Annotated in this window: 13 protein-coding genes; 10 read left to right on the forward strand and 3 right to left on the reverse strand. The window is 44.4% G+C overall.

Annotated features, from left to right (window positions below; all coding sequences use genetic code 11):
* Nucleotides 1-36: 36 nt before the first annotated feature.
* Nucleotides 37-1,851, forward strand: a complete 1,815-nt coding sequence (locus tag B3R91_RS00305; RefSeq protein ID WP_286795729.1) for a GAF domain-containing hybrid sensor histidine kinase/response regulator — start codon at nucleotides 37-39, stop codon at nucleotides 1,849-1,851.
* 83 nt (nucleotides 1,852-1,934) lie between these two features.
* On the opposite strand, the gene efp is transcribed toward B3R91_RS00305, so the two are convergent.
* Nucleotides 1,935-2,507, reverse strand: coding sequence for an elongation factor P (gene efp, locus B3R91_RS00310; protein WP_286795731.1), 573 nt, complete (start codon nucleotides 2,505-2,507; stop codon nucleotides 1,935-1,937).
* A gap of 173 nt (nucleotides 2,508-2,680) precedes the next feature.
* On the opposite strand from efp, the gene epmB reads away from it, so the two are divergent.
* The 8 genes from epmB (at nucleotide 2,681) to B3R91_RS00350 (ending at nucleotide 13,498) form a co-directional block, all read left to right on the forward strand.
* The gene (epmB, locus tag B3R91_RS00315; RefSeq protein WP_286795732.1) at nucleotides 2,681-3,688 is read left to right on the forward strand and encodes an EF-P beta-lysylation protein EpmB; all 1,008 of its coding nucleotides are present in this window, start codon (nucleotides 2,681-2,683) and stop codon (nucleotides 3,686-3,688) included.
* 274 nt (nucleotides 3,689-3,962) lie between these two features.
* Nucleotides 3,963-5,831, forward strand: coding sequence for a hypothetical protein (locus tag B3R91_RS00320; protein WP_286795734.1), 1,869 nt, complete (start codon nucleotides 3,963-3,965; stop codon nucleotides 5,829-5,831).
* Between the two features lie 190 nt (nucleotides 5,832-6,021).
* A complete protein-coding gene (locus B3R91_RS00325) occupies nucleotides 6,022-8,130 on the forward strand; it encodes an EAL domain-containing protein (protein WP_286795737.1) in 2,109 nt (702 codons plus the stop codon).
* Nucleotides 8,131-8,290: 160 nt separating this feature from the next.
* Nucleotides 8,291-8,746, forward strand: coding sequence for a c-type cytochrome (locus tag B3R91_RS00330; RefSeq protein ID WP_286795741.1), 456 nt, complete (start codon nucleotides 8,291-8,293; stop codon nucleotides 8,744-8,746).
* An 84-nt stretch (nucleotides 8,747-8,830) separates the two neighbouring features.
* Nucleotides 8,831-9,790, forward strand: coding sequence for an AAA family ATPase (locus B3R91_RS00335; RefSeq protein WP_286795743.1), 960 nt, complete (start codon nucleotides 8,831-8,833; stop codon nucleotides 9,788-9,790).
* 35 nt (nucleotides 9,791-9,825) lie between these two features.
* Nucleotides 9,826-10,902 carry a hypothetical protein gene (locus B3R91_RS00340; protein WP_286795745.1) on the forward strand — a complete coding sequence of 359 codons (1,077 nt, stop codon included), beginning with the start codon at nucleotides 9,826-9,828 and terminating at the stop codon, nucleotides 10,900-10,902.
* Nucleotides 10,899-13,139 carry a DUF3488 and transglutaminase-like domain-containing protein gene (locus B3R91_RS00345; protein WP_286795747.1) on the forward strand — a complete coding sequence of 747 codons (2,241 nt, stop codon included), beginning with the start codon at nucleotides 10,899-10,901 and terminating at the stop codon, nucleotides 13,137-13,139. Before B3R91_RS00340 ends, B3R91_RS00345 begins: the two co-directional genes overlap by 4 nt.
* A gap of 68 nt (nucleotides 13,140-13,207) precedes the next feature.
* The gene (locus B3R91_RS00350) at nucleotides 13,208-13,498 is read left to right on the forward strand and encodes a DUF4031 domain-containing protein (RefSeq protein ID WP_144296597.1); all 291 of its coding nucleotides are present in this window, start codon (nucleotides 13,208-13,210) and stop codon (nucleotides 13,496-13,498) included.
* Nucleotides 13,499-13,560: 62 nt separating this feature from the next.
* Here the strand turns inward: B3R91_RS00350 and B3R91_RS00355 are convergent, their stop codons facing one another.
* Nucleotides 13,561-14,439 carry a LysR family transcriptional regulator gene (locus tag B3R91_RS00355; protein ID WP_286795749.1) on the reverse strand — a complete coding sequence of 293 codons (879 nt, stop codon included), beginning with the start codon at nucleotides 14,437-14,439 and terminating at the stop codon, nucleotides 13,561-13,563.
* 210 nt (nucleotides 14,440-14,649) lie between these two features.
* On the opposite strand from B3R91_RS00355, the gene B3R91_RS00360 reads away from it, so the two are divergent.
* Entirely contained in the window at nucleotides 14,650-15,774 is a 1,125-nt protein-coding gene (locus B3R91_RS00360) for an S-(hydroxymethyl)glutathione dehydrogenase/class III alcohol dehydrogenase (protein WP_200662947.1), read from the forward strand.
* An 86-nt stretch (nucleotides 15,775-15,860) separates the two neighbouring features.
* Here B3R91_RS00360 and B3R91_RS00365 read toward each other — a convergent pair whose 3' ends face one another.
* Nucleotides 15,861-16,109 (reverse strand): DUF2164 domain-containing protein, encoded by a 249-nt coding sequence (locus tag B3R91_RS00365; protein ID WP_286795751.1) that lies wholly within the window; start codon nucleotides 16,107-16,109, stop codon nucleotides 15,861-15,863.
* Nucleotides 16,110-16,126 lie beyond the last annotated feature (17 nt).

Consider the following 16,126-nt stretch of genomic DNA (forward strand, 5'->3'; position numbering starts at 1 on the left):
TACTTTTTGATACACCACCAATTAACGGAGTCCATTTTGTCTACATCTAACTCGTCAGAAATCGGTTATCGTTATCCTGTCGCTGCGGAAGACGCTGAGCGTATTAGTAAACTCAAAAAATATCAGGTACTCAACAATAATGAAGAACCTGCTTTTGCGCGTTTAACCGAGCTTGCGAAATTGTTTTTTAATATGCCAGTCGTAGCCATTACCTTTATGGATGAGGAAACCCAGTATTTAAAATCGCTGCATGGGCTCGATGGTATTTGTACAACGTCGCGCAAAGTGGCTATTTGTAATTATACTGTCCTGTCGGATGAGGTTTTGGTACTGCCAGATTTGACAGAGGACAGTCGCTTTAGTCAAAACCCGTTGGTGACAGAAGCGCCATATTTGCGTTTTTATGCTGGCGCGCCGATTATTATGCACGAAGATGGCAAGACCTATCGTTTGGGTTCTTTATGTTTGATGGATATGCAAGCGCACCACGATTTTACCGAAAAGGATGCAGATATATTGGCGCAGTTTGCTGCGATGGCTGCCGATGCTTTGAAACTTCAAGACCAGCAGCGCCATGCCAAGCATGCTAATGAGATGAAGTCAGAGTTTCTGGCCAACATGAGCCACGAAATACGTACGCCGATGAATGGCATCATTGGTATGGTTGAGATGCTCGCTGAGACTAAGCTCAGTGCTGAACAACAAGAGTACGTCGATAATATTAAAGTCTCGAACGAGCATTTACTGGCTATTATTAACGGTATTTTAGATTTATCAAAAGTTGAGTCGGGCAAAATGACCATCGATTCTATACCGATGAATATATCGAGCCTTTGTAACGAAGTGGTGAGTTTGTTTGCGGTCAAAGCCCGTCAGCGAGGTTTGACGTTAGATTATCATTATACCGAGGCATTATCGCCTTATATCAAGGGTGATCCGGTACGCATCAAACAAATCATGGTGAATTTGGTCAATAACGCCATTAAATTTACCCGTGAAGGCGGACGGGTGACCATTGACGTTAAACACATGGAAAACAACCCTTGTGAGGATAAATACGGTAATCATAAGTCTATATGCAGTCATGAGCTACAAGTAGAGCAAGCGTCTCATTATAATACTGATGATAGTGGTTCGGTTAATCATCAAGACATGACGCTTTGTATTGAGGTTACAGATACCGGTGTCGGTATCAAGCCAGAATCTTTAGAGGCGATATTTGATGCTTATGATCAAGCCAATAAATCGACTCATCGCCTTTATGGTGGAACAGGTCTAGGTCTGTCAGTTTGTAAATCTTTGGTAGAGCTGATGGGCGGCTATATCGAAGTAGATAGTGCCGTCGGTATTGGTACGACTTTCACCGTATTATTGCCGCTACCTCCTATCGATGAAGCGCATTACGAGAACTGGCAAGACTCAAACGACTTTGGTATGACAGAACCAAGTCATGAGCTTACTGGTCATATATTGCTGGTTGAAGATGATAGCGTCAATGCCATGATTGCTAAAAAAGCACTGAACAATAGCGGTCATACGGTCACTCACGTCACGGATGGACAACAAGCCATAGAGGTTTTTGCGTTAAATCCTGAGCAGTATGATGTCATTTTGATGGATCATCACATGCCGATTATGGATGGTGTACAAGCGACGATTAAGCTGCATGAGCTTTATGACCCGCAAGCATTGCCGCCTATCATCGCCTTGACCGCCAATGCGATGGATGGTGAGCGTAAAAAATATCTTGATGTCGGTATGCAGGATTATTGCACCAAACCCTTTAAACAAGAGCAGCTTAATGCCTTGGTGCAATACTGGCTGATGTATAAGCAATCGATGGAAGAATAATTTCCTCATCTAAAAAGCATTTGACATTAAAAAAGCTTAACCCCTAATAGCGGTTAAGCTTTTTTTAAACGAGATAAAGACGCTTAGTTAACGCGCGTTTGGTAATCACCAGTACGGGTGTCAACACGAACCACTTCACCTTGCTGGACAAATAACGGTACACGTACCACAGCACCTGTCTCTAGGGTTGCAGGTTTGCCGCCACCACCTGACGTATCTCCGCGCACACCTGGATCGGTTTCAGTAATTTGCAGTTCAACAAAGTTAGGCGGCGTGACCGATAACGGCACACCATTGAATAGGGTGATGGTGCAAAGCGCGTTACTGTTTTCTTTTAGCCATTTTAGCGCATCACCAACCGCGGTTTTGTCGGCTTGTAATTGCTCAAAACTCTCAGGGTGCATAAAGTGCCAAAACTCACCATCGTTATAAAGATAGTTCATTTCAGTGTCTAGCACATCCGCCGCTTCCAAGCTATCGCCTGATTTAAACGTCTGCTCGAGCACGCGACCACTGCGTAAGTTGCGCATTTTGACACGGTTAAAGGCTTGCCCCTTACCCGGTTTGACAAACTCATTCTCAAGAATGGCATACGGGTTGCCATCGAGCATGACTTTGAGACCAGCTTTAAATTCGTTAGTAGAAAAACTTGCCACGGAAGACTCCTAAGGGTTGTAAGTATTGTCATCAATAATTGGATGTGGGGTTTGCGCCTTGCTGTGCTAAAGCTGTCTATGACGCTCGAGGTTTATGAATAATTCGTATGCTTTGATAGCAGACGTACTAAGAGCGTATAATAGCGGCTTTTGGGCACAGGTATAAGGTTGTCATGATAAACCATTTAATCACACAAAAAAACTGGCAAACGCAATTATCCGAAGCGATAACCTCTATTGATGAGTTGCTTGAGCTACTAAAGCTTGAATCATTGCGCTCAGAGGTTTATATACCTGAGCATTTTGTGCTGCGTGTGCCGCGCGGTTTTGTGGCAAAAATGACGGTTGGTGACGTTGATGACCCTTTGCTTAAACAAGTATTGCCCAATAAACAAGAACAAATTGCTGTGACCGGTTATGTGGCAGACCCTTTAAGCGAGAATACGCACAATCCGGTGAAAGGTTTACTGCATAAATACCAATCAAGAGTCTTATTAACCATTACGGGTGCTTGCGCCATCCATTGTCGTTACTGTTTTCGTCAGCATTTTGACTATAGCGCCAATATGCCAACCGCCGATGCCAAAGAGCATATTATCAATTATATTAGCGCCCATTCTGAGATTAACGAGGTGATTTTAAGCGGCGGTGACCCGTTAAATGTTACCAACAGACGCTTATTTGCTTGGCTCGATACCTTAGAGGCGATTCCGCAACTGACCACCATCAGGCTGCATACCCGTTTGCCATTGGTCATTCCAGCGCGTTTAGATGAGGCGCTATTAGAAAGACTGTCGCAAAGTCGCTGCCAAATAGTGATGGTGATTCATTGTAATCATGCCAATGAGATTGATGCGCTGACCGCTGAGTATTTGCAGCGTGCGCGCGCAGCGGGCGTCACTTTATTAAACCAAGCGGTACTGTTAAAGGGTATTAATGATAGCGTGACGGTGCAAACGGCATTGAGTCAGCGCTTGTTTGCTGCTGGCGTCCTGCCTTATTATCTATACGTATTGGATAAGGTAGCTGGTGCTGCCCATTTTGATAGTGACGAGCAAGCTGTTATTGCGCTTTATTGGTCGTTACTGGCAGCATTACCTGGTTATTTAGTGCCAAAATTGGTGCGCGAACTACCGAATAAACCCTTTAAAGTACCGATTGATATTTACAATGAAACTTAAAATAGGCAATATGGTACATCAGAATTTTAGTAGACAAATAACGATTAAATTATTATTAATAGTAATTTTTAGTGATAAGTTTAAAAATTCTCATAAATAGGCACTGTTAAAGTACTCTGAGTCAAACTCATAAAGTGGTCAGTGAGCAGTCAATTTGAGATCTATGCCTAAATAGTTTGTGCCCGAGTGGTTTGTACTTAAGTGTCGTCGTCTATAAAGGTAAATTCTAGAGATAGACTTCTATTGATAGCCTACGCAATTACTAAGGATAGTAATGGTAAATTTATCGACATTTCAGCAGTATTTAATAACGAATGCGCCCTTATCGCAACCATTGCCTAGATCGTTTAATAGCGATGAGCAGCATTTGCGCAAATGGGCTGCGCTGTTGCCCCTGCAAACAGAGACGCAGCAAATAGAGCAATTAGAACAAGTGCTTACAGAATTGCGCACGGCAAATATAGATGATCGACAACGTCTGACGCTATTTAATATTGTGCTGGATGCGGCCAATCAGCTGATTGCGCTGCTGCGCCAGCATTATATCTATGAGACGCAGGCTTTCAACGCTTATCAGTTGGATTATGTGGCACAAGTGAAGTCGCTGTACTATTTAATGATTATGGGTTACGACGGCGTTATAAAACGAGAGATTATTCTTTTAGCAGATAATGAGTCGCAATCAGCCATCAATCTGTGGCAGCGCTATTTTATCAATGACAAATCCTCGCCGATTACTTTGGCCATTGCAACCTATCAGACGCTGCTGATGTATCAAAAGTTACTGTTTGAAGAAGCGCTTTGCTATCAAAAGCCTACAGCGTCCTTATGGTCTAATATTAATCAGCTCTACTATATGGCTTGCCAACAGCGGACAGTGGATATTGATGTCAGTACTTATATCACCACCTACTGTGCGGATACTATCCATCAGTTATATGCTCAGTTATGTTTGCATAGCTTGTTAAACGTGCGTGCCATGCGCCGAGCCAATATCTTGATGGTACAGCGTTTGCTATTAGAGTGGAGTGAACACCTTATTATAACAGTAGAGCCGCAGACGGAGACAAAGGTGTTCGTCAATTTAAATAGTGACAGCGCACCGACGTATTTGACCGCCCATTGTGCGATCAATCCTTATGATGCCCATCATGATTGTGTATTTATCGAGTTAGCGGCGCTGGTCGCTCATTTGAAATCGCGTAGGGATAAACTTATCGAGGAAGGTCGAGAAGGCGCTGAATATTGCTTGCTTAACACGGTTGCCATGACATTAAGCTATCGCTATATCCAGCCTCGCTTGACACTACCCATCAAGCAAAGTGCCAAACAAGAGGCTTACGTCATCACGCGATTCAATGACATTCATTACCGCGTCAGTAACCAGCAAAGCTTATCAAGTTTGATTGTCGCTAAAGTGCTGCCAGATTATCAGCAACCCCGCTACGATACCTTGCCAAAAAAACATGCCAACGATAAAGGGTTAGCGGTAGAGACATTTGACGGTAGATTTAATGATGGCGCTGTCAATAATGACGATTTTTCTATTTTTCGTACCTTGCGATTATTGCCCAAACCAAAAGAACCAGTGGCAACGGCTGAGCATATGGCGTGCAAAAACGTTCATTCATTTTTTGGCTCTGAGGCATCAATAAAAAGCAGAGAGACAAATGATACCCTCGAAAAAGACTATAGTCCTAAAGCGATAAAAGATATAGCAAGGATTGCTAATAATGATGTGCTGACTTCTATGGCACCGCCGTCACTGCGTATTATGAGTCTGTTCTTATTATGTCGTCCTCATCAATCAGCGTCACCTGACTGGTCAATAGGTGTGGTGCGTTGGCGTGAAATGGATAGCGAAAAGCCTGAAATTGATTGGCAAGTACTTGGTCATCAGCTCATCGCCTGTGGTATTCGTCTGCACAATAGAGACAATCGCAGTCGGCATTTTGTACCAGCGCTTGTCGTTGGGGGCGATGAGCAATTACAGACTGTTTGTAGTTTGATCGTGCCGACTTCCCATTTTCAAGTAGGAGATAAAGTCATGATGCGTATTGATAGCAAACAAAAAACATTGCGCTTGGTACGGCGTTTAATGATGAACGACGAGTTTAGCCAATATGAAGTGGTACAACTTTAAATAGTTATCTATTAATAGCTTAGATAAGTTTAGGACGATCAATACTTAAGACTTGATCATAGGCTAAGTGAGTTTGGTTTAAGTTTGTTTAAGAGTTTATAACATCGCATTGAGGTTGTAACTTAAGCAGCAGTCGATTACATTATTGTTTATAATGACAAAACCGCTACTACCATTTAAAAGGCTTCTTATGCGTACTCAGTCCATCCTAAACTTATTAGTAATCGATGATGACCAGCTTTATGCTGAGCGTATCGTCGACTTGCTAGGTTCATATTATGATAGTGTGAACTTGGGGTTTTTAGATGATAAAGAGGAGCTGCTAAAGGCGTTACGCCAGCCGTGGGATACCTTGGTGTTTGGGCAAGCTTATGATATGAACTTTACCGAGGTGGTCGGTATTGTCCAAGAGCAAGGTATTGATTTGCCATCGGTTTGTTTGATAAATAAAGATACGATAGCCAATGCTCATAACGAAGCGGGCTTACCCTCTATTTTAAATGGCACAATGGTCAAAGCGCTGAGCGCCGATCAAGAAATGGCAGTAGTCATGGCGATTTGTTTGCTCCATGACAACCTACGCAGTCGTCAACAGCTTAAAACTTTACAGCATGTCATCTCTGAAGCAGAGCAGCGCGCCAATGTGCTGATTAAAAACTCTAAAAGTGCCGTTGCTTATATCGATCAAGGTATTCATATTTTTGCCAATGACCCGTACTTACAGTTGTTTGGTTTTGAATCAATGAATGACATTATTGGTATACCGGTAATTGATTTAATAGCAGGCGGTGATAATGTCAAAGCCTTTAAGCAGTTTTTACGTCAATTTGATAAAGGCAACCGCAAAGATGTTGAGTTTAATTTTGAAAGCAAACGTACCGATGGCAGTACCTTTGAAGCAAAATTACAGCTTGCAGTCGCGACGCTTGATGGTGAGCCCGTTACCCAAATCATTATTCAGCAAAATAACACTAATAGCGCCGACGTTGCCAAGCGTTTGGCAGCAGCCGAACGTAAAGACAGCTTAACGGGTATTGATAATCGCCTCGGTTTTGAATTGCAGCTGACTAAAGTGTATGAACAAGCAAAACAAGGCACTTTGACGGCAGGATTATTTTATATTCAACTCGATAATGTGGGTAAGATTAGAAGCAGCTTAGGTTTACAAGGTGTTGATACCACCGTGCAGCAAGTCGCCTATGCCTTAGATGAGCTAATGACAAATGAGGTAGCAGCAGACAGCTATGTGAGCCGCTTTAGCGATACGGCTTTTACCATCTTAGTAGAAAATCAAAATACCGCTGTGCTTGAAAAATTGGCTGAGAAAATTGGTTCGACTATTAGTCAGATGTTTATTGAGGTAGATAAACGGACGTTAAGTACCACAGCAAGTATTGCGATCGTGAAGATAGAAAAAAATACGCCAGAGCCAAAAGTTTTGCTTGAGCGGGCGCTAGATGCTATCAATCAAATTATGATTGAAACCTCCAATCACGGTGATAAATACCATCTATATGACGCCAGCGAACATGCCAATAGTGATGATCATGCCCTTGCTGAGTCTTTAGTCGATGCCATTGCTAATAATCGCTTTGAGCTGTCTTTCCAGCCCATATATGACATCAATCATGATCGTAGTGATTTCTTTGAGGTATATCTGCGTTTGCCACTAGCGGATGCAAATAATACCGTATTGACCCCCGACCAGTTTATGGCGGTGGCCAAAGCGCACAAGCTCCTTGAAAAAATTGACCGCTGGATATTGATTAATGCCTGTAAAAAAATCAATGACGTGCGTAAATCCCATCCAGATGCAAGGTTATTGGTACAACTGACCAATGCGTCGTTGATAGATAAAAAACTGCCGAGCGTTGCTAGTCAACTCATCAATGCTGTCGGTGGTAAAGCGGGCGCGTTAACCTTACAGTTTAATGAAAAAGACATTGCCGATCATTTGACTGTCGCAAAATCGCAATTTAAAGCGCTTAACCAAGTCAACTGCCTGCTGGGCATTAATAATTTTGGCTCATCAGCTAAGTCGGTTGAGCTGGCCAATTTTGTGCAGCCTGATATGGTGCGCTTAGCCCGCAATTATGTCGAAGGGATTGATAACCCTGAGAATTTAGAAACGGTTAAGTCGCTCATCATGCGTACCAATGAAATTAGCGTTGATGTCTTGATGCCATATATTGAAGATGCGGCGACCATGTCAGTCGCGTGGAGCGTGGGCGCACGCTACTTACAGGGTTATTATTTAGAAGCACCTAGTAATACCATAAAAGTGGCAAGCGAGAGCTAAATTTGGGTAAATAAACTTCATGTTACATTAGCCCTGTTTAACGGTTAGCAACGATATATACTTCTACGCAGCGTTATGTTTGTTTATCCTTTTTACCTTGTATTATGGTGAAGGTAGGCGCATACATAGCCTCTGCTCCTCAATTTAAGATTATTCCACCATGTCTATTATCAAAAGATACCCATTAGGCGCTGTATGTGCCGCTATGCTATTGCTCACCGCTTGTGAGAAAACACCGCCTGATTATCGAGATCCGGTTACGCTGCCGCTTTATACTGAGGGCGATGCCGATAACGGGGCGCTGATATACCAAGACGCATGCGGTCAGTGTCATCAGCTTAACCCTGGGCTCAATAAAAAAGGGCCGCAGCTGATGAATATTTATGGCGCAAATGCCGCTGAGCTAGAGGATTATACCTATAGCGAAGGGCTGACGACATCAGGTTGGGTATGGGATGCCAAAACATTAGACACTTATATCGCTGATGCTGAAAAAGCCATGCCCGATTCAAAAATGCTGTCAGATCCGATGCCCGATAGTAAGGAGCGTGCCGATGTGATTGCCTATTTATCTACGCTGCGGGCACCGGTACCAACAGTTGATGAAACAAAATAGCAGCAACGCCTGATTGAGAAATACCTGACAGAGAAGTATTCTTTTTTAAACCTATTTCATTAAAAAATGAGCCAAGAATCGATAATGAACCAAGCCACCAATGACTATCGCCATAATCAGCAAAAAATTGCTCAGTTAATGGCGCAATTAAATCAAATAGTGCTAGATAAACCCGAGGTGGTTAAACTGGCGCTCAGTGGTATTTTGGCAGGCGGGCATTTATTGTTGCAAGATCTGCCAGGTATGGGTAAAACGACGTTGGCGCAAGGCTTGGCGCAATTGCTCGGGTTGAGTTTTAGCCGTGTGCAATTTACCAATGATATGCTGCCAGCAGATATCTTGGGTATGAGTATTTTTGATCAAAGTCAGCAGCAATTCGAGTTTCGTCCCGGTCCTATCTTTACGCAGCTGTTACTCGCCGATGAGATCAATCGCTCTAGCCCTAAAACCCAAAGTGCGTTATTAGAAGCGATGGAAGAGCGGCAAGTGACGCAAGATGGGCACACCTATCCATTGCCGCAGCCGTTTTTTGTCATTGCTACCCAAAACCCTTTGCAGCAAGCGGGCGTTTATCCGCTGCCTGAATCGCAGCTGGACAGGTTTTTATTGTGTTTGTCACTTGGTTATCCATCGCCTGCCGCTGAGCGCGAGCTGTTAAAGGGACAAAATCGCCGTGAGCTATTAAAACAGCTTGGCGCCGTACTAGATACCGAGGCGGTCCTATTAGCGCAGCAAGGCGTCAAGCAGGTTTATGTCGCTGATGTAGTATTGGATTATCTGCAAAGACTGGTTGCAAAAACGCGTGCAAGCTTTGATTATCATGGTTTATCACCGCGTGGCGTACTATCACTACAGCGTGCGGCGCAAGCCTATGCTTATGTATCGGGACATATGGAAGTGACGCCTGAAGATATTCAAGCGGTGTTTGCGGCGGTCACTGACCATCGACTTGGCCAGCGTTTCGTGCCTGCACACGTGACTGGCGGACAAGTCACACAAACCATCGCCCAACGTATATTGGCAGACGTGGCTGTCGTTATTTAATCGTGCAAATTTTTTATGGTAAGGATAGGGTAGTCATGAGCATATTGCCAAAAGCCTTAACCGTACCAGCTAGATCATTATTAAGCCGTTGGTTTGCCGCGCGTGCGCCCAAAAGCGATAATGCGACGCTGAATTTGCGTAACGTCTATATCTTTTTTAGCCGTGAAGGGTTGCTGTTTGCCGTTTTATTAATCATCACCTTTATCGCTGGTATCAACTATGGTAATAACTTGGTATTGGGGCTGTGCTTTTATCTCATTAGCGTCTGGCTCATTAGCTTTCATGTAACCTTCGCCCATATCTCGGGTCTGCAAGTCCGTCTGCTTGATGTCACCATGGCAGAAGCCGGCGCGCCTGTTTGGGTCACGTTGCAGCTGCGTAATGACAGCCGCCGACCAAGACGACAGTTATTATTTACCTTTGAGCAAGTTGCCTCTGAGCAGACTGAGCAAAAGCCTTATAAAAAAGCCGATAAAAACAACGATAACCAACATGAGATTAATGCTGATAGTCAGCTCTCAGTATTGGTCACGCGCCTACAAGACGAGCAAATCATTCGTTTGCCGGTGCAGACTTATCGTCGTGGGCAGTTGCAACTACCAAGATTAAAAATAAAAACCGTTTACCCCTTAGGGATTATGCGTGCATGGTCATATGTCTATTTCGCCCGTAGCGCGTGGGTTTACCCAAAACCTGAAGTATTTGACTGGCAAGCACAATATGCCATTGCCAGTCCGGAGGATTTGCCGATAGGCGGGCAATATCGCCAAGGTCAAGACGACTTCGAGCGGCTTGATAACTATATCGAAGGCGAGTCGTTAGCACGCGTTTCTTGGGGTCACGTGGCGCGCGGCCAAGGGATGTTTACCAAGCATTTCGCTGATCCTGTTGGCCATGAGCAAACCTTAGACTATACTGATATGCCAGCGGCGCAGCATGAACAAAAACTGGCGCAAATGGCGTACGGGGCGCTGACATTGGGTGAACTTGGCGTCCCATTTAACATGCGCTTACCCAATGAGATAACGGTTAATAAGCATGCTACTGCAACGATGGGCGAAGGTGAGGTGTTTGCACAAGCCTGTTTGTTAAGATTGGCAAAATCACCATGAACAACTTCAAACACCATGCTGCAAATGAGACACAGATAAATCCTGCGAACTTTGCGCAATTGGCATTGGGGCAAAATATCAGTGCCCCTAATGGCGTGAGCAGCCATCATAAATGGACTCGCAAGCTACTTGCCTTGCCAGCCTATTATTGGGTATTGATTGCGCAAGTTATCGTTATTTTACCGCATGCAGCGCACTTGCCGTTATGGCTCATAGGTTTTGCGCTGGTCAGTATCATTGCCCAACTACCGCGTATTAAAGCTAAGTTTAAAAAACTGACGCATTTAAAACGTGTCTATCAAAGCATGCAAATGCTTGGCTTCTTACTTGGGCTTGTGGGCTTATGGCTGACTTATAACACGGCGTTTGGTCTGGATATGGGTGTGGCATTTTTAGTACTGTGCCTTATCAGTAAGCTGTGGGAATTGTACAAGCGCCGTGATGCTTATGTGGTGCTCAATTTATCTTTGTTTGTCCTTGCTTCACTGTTTTTAATGGATCAAGGTATCGTGACGACAGTAGAGGTAATCATCGGCGCGGTTATTGTATTGTTAGCATTTATTGCGCTTAACGATGATGGCAATACTCGCGGTGATGGTCGCCTGCGTACTTTGGGCGTGCTGGGTATTGGCGCATTGCCGCTGTTGGTCGTGCTGTTTTTATTCTTTCCACGCTTGCCGCCACTATGGTCAGTACAGCTCTCAGGTCAGCAAGCGACTACAGGTGTCTCTGACAGTATGTCGCCCGGCGACTTTGCCAATTTGGGTCAGTCAACTGAGCTAGCTTTTCGGGTAGAGTTTGCAGATAAGCGCCCGCCACAACAGCAGCTCTATTGGCGCGGCTTGGTTTTTAGTGAGTTTGATGGGGTCACATGGCGTCCCAGTCCGCAGCAACGAGAATGGCAACCCGCGCCGCAAATGCCAAATTGGATAGCGAATGCCTTAGCGACTGTTCCTGATGAGGTAAAAATTGCCCCGAATCGTTATCAAATTATCTTAGAGCCAACGCAGCAAAACTGGCTGTTTGGACTTGATTATCCTTTTGCTCAGCAGCAAGATATCAGTATTACCTCAAATTTTACCTTAAAAAAAGATCAGCCGGTTACCCAGCAGCTGCGCTACGATGTCTTGCAGTTTGCGCCGATGCGTATCGACCCTATGCTGTCTGAGGCGTCGCGCCGTCTCAATCTTGCACTACCAAGTAGCGGTAATCCGCAAGCACGCCTATTGGCGCAGCAGTTATTTGCCCAGTCTGGCTCGGATCCCGTGCGCTATATACAGGCAATCGAGCGCTGGATAAACCAAACCGAATTTCGCTATACGCTATCACCGCCACGTTTAAATACCAACCGTATTGACGAGTTTTTATTTAACACCAAAGCGGGATTTTGTGAGCATTATTCTTCTAGCTTTACCTTTATGCTGCGCGCCGCTGGTATTCCTGCGCGAGTAGTGGCAGGCTATCAAGGCGGAGAGCCTAGTCGTAACGGTAACGTTTGGGAAGTGCGGCAAATGGATGCGCATGCTTGGACGGAAGTCTGGCTTGAGGGTCAAGGCTGGGTACGTGTCGATCCCACGGCTTTTGTCGCCCCTGAGCGCGTCGAGCAAGGCATGGATGCGCTGACACAGGCGCGAGGAGCGACAATGTTCGGCGATGGTGCTGGGGCACAAATCAGCTATCAGCAGTATCAAATGCTGCAAACCTTACGCCGTCTATCAGACCAAGCGAGCTATTATTGGCAAAAGGACGTCGTTGGTTACGATCAAGATAAGCAAGCTGACTCATTGCTTAAATGGTTTAATATTCGCTCAATCATGCAGCAAATCACTTGGTTGGCAGTAAGTGCCATTAGCGTTATGGCGATTCTTGTGTTTGTTATCTGGCAGCGTCGCCGCAAACGTTGGCATCCAGCAGACCTGCCACTTGCCCAACTCTCAAAACGCATCGCTAAAGCGGATAAGTCGCTTGCTCGTGATGATAGCGAAGGCCAATTGGCTTGGCTTGCGCGTTTGGCAAGCGTAATTGATGATGACAGTGGTCAAAATAGTAGTAAGCATAATAATGCCAGTAAGCTAACTGCTAGTGGTGACTCAAAAACTGTCCAAGTAAAAATTGAGCAGATTCAACAATACTATCGCAAGCTACGCTATGGCCGTTTAAGCACACTTGCAACCAGCGATAGCGAATATCAAACGGGGCTTAAACAGCTCAAGAAAGAGACAAGTGAATTGTTTTAATGGCTGTTTTGTGAAAGTGCTGTTTAGGGCGTGATAAATTTTTAGTAAAAATAAAGGAGTGGATTCATATGGCAATTTACGTAGATTTTATGCAAATAGAATTTAAAGGCTATAAATGGTGCCATATGCTAGCTGATACCTTGCAAGAGTTGCACGATTTTGCCGCATTGATTGAAGTAGATAAGCGCTTATTTCATCAAAACGCCAGCTATCCGCATTATGACGTCACCGTGCAAATGCGTAAAACCGCGCTTGAATATGGCGCTATCGCCGCCGATCGTAAAAAGATTATTGAGTGTGCAAAAAAGCTAAAAGTAGAGTTAAATGCTCAAATAGCTCGTGCTAAGTCGTCAAAATAAGATTTTTACTTAACTTACAACAATAAGTAGCCTTAATCCTAAATCGCCACTTTCAAGCTTTATTAAGATAAACGCTCTGCCAAATAGTCCACCAGCAATCTGATTTTTGGTGATAAATGACGATTGTGCGGATAAATCGCCCAAATGCCTTCCTCAGGCTCTCTGTAATTATCTAACACGCTAACCAGTGCACCGGACGCTAAGTGTTTTTGCACATAATAATCAGGTAGCTGCACGATACCCAAGCCTTTTAGTGCCGCATCGACTAGGCTGTGACCGCTGTTATATTGTACGCTGCCAGAGACGCGTAAGTTTATTTCCTTATCAGCGTTTTTATCATTTTCTATAAAGTGCCAATAATCCCGCGTACCAAGTAAGCAATTATGTTGTCTTAAGTCGACTAGAGAATATGGTACGCCGTACTTTTCTAGATAAGCGGGCGCGGCACAGACAAAATTGGTACGATGACTGAGTTTTTTTGCCATCATCGTTGAATCGCTTAATTTGCCAATACGAATCGCCAAATCATAACCACCCTCGATCAAGTCAATTTTTTGATTGCTCAAAAAAGCCGTCACTTCGATATCGCGGTATTGCACCATAAAATCATTGATAAGGGGCAATAACTGCTGTTCGCCATAGGTGACAGGCGCGGTCAGTTTAATTCTGCCTTGCGGTTTGGTTTGTAAGTTGCTTACGGCTTGTTCGGCCGCATCTAAGCCGTCAATCACACCGCGGCAATGCTGATAAAATACCCGACCTTCTTCAGTCAGCGATACCTTGCGCGTCGTACGATACAGCAATTTAATGTTAAGGCGTTTTTCTAAGGCGCTTATCTGCCGACTGACCTGCGCGGTTGAAATCCCCAATTCTTTTGCTGCTCGCGTAAAGCTTTCGTACTCCGCCACATAAACGAACTCGCTAATGCCATCCCAGCGCATGATTATTACCACTGTGTAAAAGATAATTGCAAATATAGCATATTGTTATCACAGCAGAAACAACTATCATGGACAGTATAAAATGAATCCTTTACAAACAGCTCAAATATAAACTGCTATAACTAGCGCTTGCCTCTATCAAGTAAGCGCTATAAGCTAAATTGGTCTGCAGCTAATAAACGATAAAATGAATTAAAAAGAGAGAATACTATGTCAGATAACTTTATCAAATCCAAAGCCGCCATTGCGTGGGGGCCAAATGAGCCATTGTCTATCGAAGAAGTGGATGTGATGCTGCCCAAAAAAGGCGAAGTACTGGTGAAAATTGTCGCCAGTGGTGTTTGTCACACCGATGCGTTCACCTTATCTGGCGAAGACCCAGAAGGTGTGTTTCCTGCAATTTTAGGCCACGAAGGCGGCGGTATCGTTGAGCAAATCGGCGAAGGCGTCACCAGCGTGCAAGTCGGCGACCATGTCATTCCTTTATACACCGCAGAGTGCGGCGTCTGTAAAATGTGCCGCTCAGGTAAAACCAACCTATGCTCGGCGGTACGCGAAACCCAAGGTAAAGGCTTAATGCCAGACGGTACGACGCGTTTTTACAAAGACGGTGAGCCAATTTACCATTATATGGGTTGCTCAACCTTTTCTGAATATACGGTGTTGCCAGAGATTTCATTAGCCAAGGTTAATAAAGAGGCACCGTTAGAAGAAGTCTGCTTGCTCGGTTGCGGCGTGACCACAGGTATGGGCGCCGTCATGAATACCGCAAAAGTCGAAGAAGGTGCAACGGTTGCTATCTTTGGTTTAGGCGGTATCGGACTATCAGCGGTTATCGGTGCACAAATGGCCAAGGCCAGCCGTATTATTGCCATTGATATCAATGAGAGTAAGTTTGAGCTGGCCAAAAAATTGGGCGCGACGGATTGCATCAATCCAAAAGATTACGACAAGCCGATTCAAGATGTCATCGTTGAATTAACCGATGGCGGCGTTGATTATTCGTTTGAATGTATCGGTAATGTCGATGTCATGCGCTCAGCGTTAGAGTGCTGCCATAAAGGTTGGGGCGAGTCAGTCATCATCGGTGTCGCGGGCGCAGGGCAAGAAATCTCAACCCGCCCATTCCAGCTAGTCACAGGTCGCGTTTGGAAAGGCTCAGCATTTGGTGGTGTCAAAGGCCGCTCAGAGTTGCCAGGCTACGTCGAGCGCTACCTAGCAGGAGAGATTCCGTTACAAGACTTTATTACTCATACCATGCCATTAGAAGATATTAACGAAGCTTTTGACTTGATGCATAAAGGTGAGAGTATTCGCTCTGTGGTGCATTTCTAGAATTATGGTTAGATAGCTAAGCTTTTTTAACGCTATTAAATAAAAATGCCGCTCCTATAATGGAGCGGCGTTTTTTTGTATGCCTTTTAATCTTTTTTAAAGCTGTGCATGTCTTCTAAAACGCCTGTAAATCTATCGTATAACCAAGGTTCAATATCATCAATCACTTGATTGTAGAGAGATGGCCCTAAGGTTTCGATGATAAAGTCTAATAAAAACTTAGCAGGCAGGTTGCCAATATCAACATCAAATTCCTCGCTCATATACTCTCTAAGCTTATCCAAGACAATTTCTTCTGCTTCGTCTGACAGCGTCAGTAATTTTTCTTTACTCATTAATCATAGTCTTATTA

It is taken from the genome of Psychrobacter sp. UBA6291 (assembly GCF_002439405.1).
GTDB lineage: Bacteria > Pseudomonadota > Gammaproteobacteria > Pseudomonadales > Moraxellaceae > Psychrobacter > Psychrobacter faecalis.

What these genes read in the sequence shown, in the direction of transcription:
- epmB (WP_286795732.1), top strand. Translation starts at nt 2,681, where the DNA reads ATGATAAACCATTTAATCACACAAAAAAACTGGCAAACGCAATTATCC.
- B3R91_RS00320 (WP_286795734.1), top strand. Translation starts at nt 3,963, where the DNA reads ATGGTAAATTTATCGACATTTCAGCAGTATTTAATAACGAATGCGCCC.
- B3R91_RS00325 (WP_286795737.1), top strand. Translation starts at nt 6,022, where the DNA reads ATGCGTACTCAGTCCATCCTAAACTTATTAGTAATCGATGATGACCAG.
- B3R91_RS00330 (WP_286795741.1), top strand. Translation starts at nt 8,291, where the DNA reads ATGTCTATTATCAAAAGATACCCATTAGGCGCTGTATGTGCCGCTATG.
- B3R91_RS00335 (WP_286795743.1), top strand. Translation starts at nt 8,831, where the DNA reads ATGAACCAAGCCACCAATGACTATCGCCATAATCAGCAAAAAATTGCT.
- B3R91_RS00340 (WP_286795745.1), top strand. Translation starts at nt 9,826, where the DNA reads ATGAGCATATTGCCAAAAGCCTTAACCGTACCAGCTAGATCATTATTA.
- B3R91_RS00345 (WP_286795747.1), top strand. Translation starts at nt 10,899, where the DNA reads ATGAACAACTTCAAACACCATGCTGCAAATGAGACACAGATAAATCCT.
- B3R91_RS00350 (WP_144296597.1), top strand. Translation starts at nt 13,208, where the DNA reads ATGGCAATTTACGTAGATTTTATGCAAATAGAATTTAAAGGCTATAAA.
- B3R91_RS00355 (WP_286795749.1), bottom strand. Translation starts at nt 14,439, where the DNA reads ATGCGCTGGGATGGCATTAGCGAGTTCGTTTATGTGGCGGAGTACGAA.
- B3R91_RS00360 (WP_200662947.1), top strand. Translation starts at nt 14,650, where the DNA reads ATGTCAGATAACTTTATCAAATCCAAAGCCGCCATTGCGTGGGGGCCA.
- B3R91_RS00365 (WP_286795751.1), bottom strand. Translation starts at nt 16,109, where the DNA reads ATGAGTAAAGAAAAATTACTGACGCTGTCAGACGAAGCAGAAGAAATT.